Genomic DNA, 2,389 nt, shown 5'->3' with positions numbered 1-2,389 from the left:
GGGCCCACTGTGCGGCGCCCTGCGAGCCGAAGCGGGTCGGGGGTGCGGCGACCCAGTCGCCCTCACCGAGCGTGCGCAGGTCGAGGGCGGCCGGAGCCCATCCCAACTTCCGTACGAGATCGGGAATCTTGACGGTCGCCCCGGGCAGGACGAAGAACTGCATCCGGCGGTTCGGCGTCAGCGTGACCGGGCCGAGCGTCAGCTCCATCCGCTCCAGGCGCGCGAGCGCCAGGAAACCCGCGGTCTCCGGCACGTCGAGCGCGTCGAAGGTGCGCCCGGTCGGCAGCAGGATCGAGGACCCCGGCTGCTTCGACCACAGCCGGCGCGCGACCGTGGCGCTGCCGGTGGCCTGCGTGGCCCAGTCCTCGCGGGCCGGGTGCGCACCGGGCAGGGGGCAGGCGTGTGCGCCGCACGAGCAGGACTCGGTGCCGGAGGAGTCCTCGCGGATCTCGAGCCAGGTGCCGGGGAACACGTCCCAGTGCCGTTCCTCCGCATACCGCACGGCGGCGTCGAGCAGCGTCTCGCCGCGCTGTTGAGGGATCCGGTCGGCCGTCGCGGGGGTGATGGTCTCTTCCACGGAGTGTTCAACTCCGGCCGTCACCGCGGGTTACGGGCTGTCCGCGCGCCGCGCAGGCGCATCGATCCTGCATACGGGGCGCATGGATGCATGGGCGGGGGCGCGCGAGCGGATCGGCAGCGGGGGTGGGTAGCCAGCTGTGAGGGGTCGGTCACGGCTTGTGCATCTTCCCCTCCGTACCTGGGCATTGATCATCACGAGTGATCACTTCTTCGAAAGACACCCGGCGCACACAGGGGGTACGCCATGGCCGCAAGGCCTCTCGTAGCGCGGCAGCCGAACGAACGGCTGCAGGCGCTGATCCAGGAAGCCGGCTGTTCCAATGCCGGGCTCGCGCGCCGGGTGAACATGTGCGGTGCCGAGCACGGGCTCGATCTGCGCTATGACAAGACATCCGTGGCGCGCTGGCTGCGCGGGCAGCAGCCGCGCGGGCGGGCCCCCGCGATCATCGCCGAGGCGCTCGGCCGCAAGCTGGGGCGCACGGTCACGATCGACGAGATCGGCATGGCCAACGGCAAGAACCTGGCGTCGGGCGTCGGGCTGCAGTTCTCGCCCACCGTGCTCGGCGCGATCGAGCAGGTCTGCGAGCTGTGGCGCAGCGATGTGGGGCGGCGCGACTTCCTGTCCGGTTCGTCCGTGGCCGCGTCCGCGCTCGTCGAGCCCAGTAGGGATTGGCTGATCACCGGGATGGACCAGCAGGTGGCGCGGTCGGCCGGGGCTCGGGTCGGTACGGCCGATGTCGAAGCGGTGCGGGCGATGACGGACGCGCTCACGCAGCTGGACCACCAGTTCGGCAGCGGGCACGTGCGCCCGGTCGTCGTGCACTACCTCAACTCCGTGGTGTCCGGGCTGCTCGCCGGCTCGTACCGGGAAGCGGTGGGGCGTGAACTCTTCGCCGCGGTGGCCCGGTTGACGGAACTCGCGGGCTACATGGCCATCGACACCGGACAGCCGGGGCTCGCGCAGCGGTACTACATCCAGGCGCTGCGGCTCGCCCAGGCCGCGGGTGACCGCGGCTACGGCGGATACGTACTGGCCGCGTCCATGAGCCACTTGGCGGCCCAGCTGGGCAATCCGCGCGAGATCGCACAGCTGGCGCGCGCGGCGCAGGAGGGGGCGCGCGGGCGGGTCACGCCGCGGGCCGAGGCGATGTTCTACGCGGCGGAGGCACGCGGGCACGCGCTGCTCGGGGACGCGCGGACGACCCAGCTGGTGGTCGCGCGGGCCGAGGTGGCGATGGAGCGGGCGGAGTCGAGCGGGTCAGGCTCGGGTCCCGGGTCCGGGTCCGGTGACGACCCGGTGTGGATCCGGCACTTCGACCGGGCGTATCTCGCCGATGAACTGGCGCACTGCTACCGGGACTTGGGCCAGGCCGACGCGGCCGAGCGGGCGGCCCGCGAGGCGCTCGACCGGCTTCCGGAGACGCGGGTGCGGCGGCGCGCGATCGGTCTGGTGCTGCTCGCCACTGCGCAGGTGCAGCGGCGCGAGGTGGAGCACGCCTGCCATACGGGGATGCGTGCCGTGGAACTGCTCGGGACGCTGCGGTCCAACCGCGGGGCCGAGTACCTGGACGATCTGCAGCAGCGCCTCGAGCCGTTCGGCGAGGAGGCGGTGGTCCGGGAGTTCGGGGCACGGCTGGACGTTCAGGCTGCGTGAGGGGGCGGGTTCTGGGTCCGGGTCTGCGTGCGGGCTTGCGTAAGAGTTCTGGGCCCGGGCCCGCGTAAGGGTTCTGTGCAGGGCCCTCGGGGATTGCGTGCGGGGCGTGAACCGGGGCCCGGAGCTGGGCGTACCGCGGGACACGTGGTCGTGAAC

2 protein-coding genes are annotated in these 2,389 nt (G+C 72.4%); one reads left to right on the top strand and one right to left on the bottom strand.

All coding sequences use genetic code 11. The features are described 5' to 3' along the window. Positions 1-577: bifunctional DNA primase/polymerase (locus G6045_RS40295; protein ID WP_165337211.1), on the bottom strand; the 577-nt coding region annotated here is incomplete at its 3' end. Positions 578-823: 246 nt separating this feature from the next. Here G6045_RS40295 and G6045_RS40290 point away from each other — a divergent pair. After that, on the top strand, positions 824-2,233 hold the full coding sequence (locus G6045_RS40290) for a transcriptional regulator (protein ID WP_165337210.1): 1,410 nt from the start codon (positions 824-826) through the stop codon (positions 2,231-2,233). Positions 2,234-2,389: the final 156 nt, after the last annotated feature.

Origin of the sequence: Streptomyces mesophilus (assembly GCF_011044995.1) — a bacterium.
GTDB lineage: Bacteria > Actinomycetota > Actinomycetes > Streptomycetales > Streptomycetaceae > Streptomyces > Streptomyces mesophilus.
Note: the sequence above shows the minus strand (reverse complement) of the source record. Positions and strands in the feature narration are given on the sequence as shown.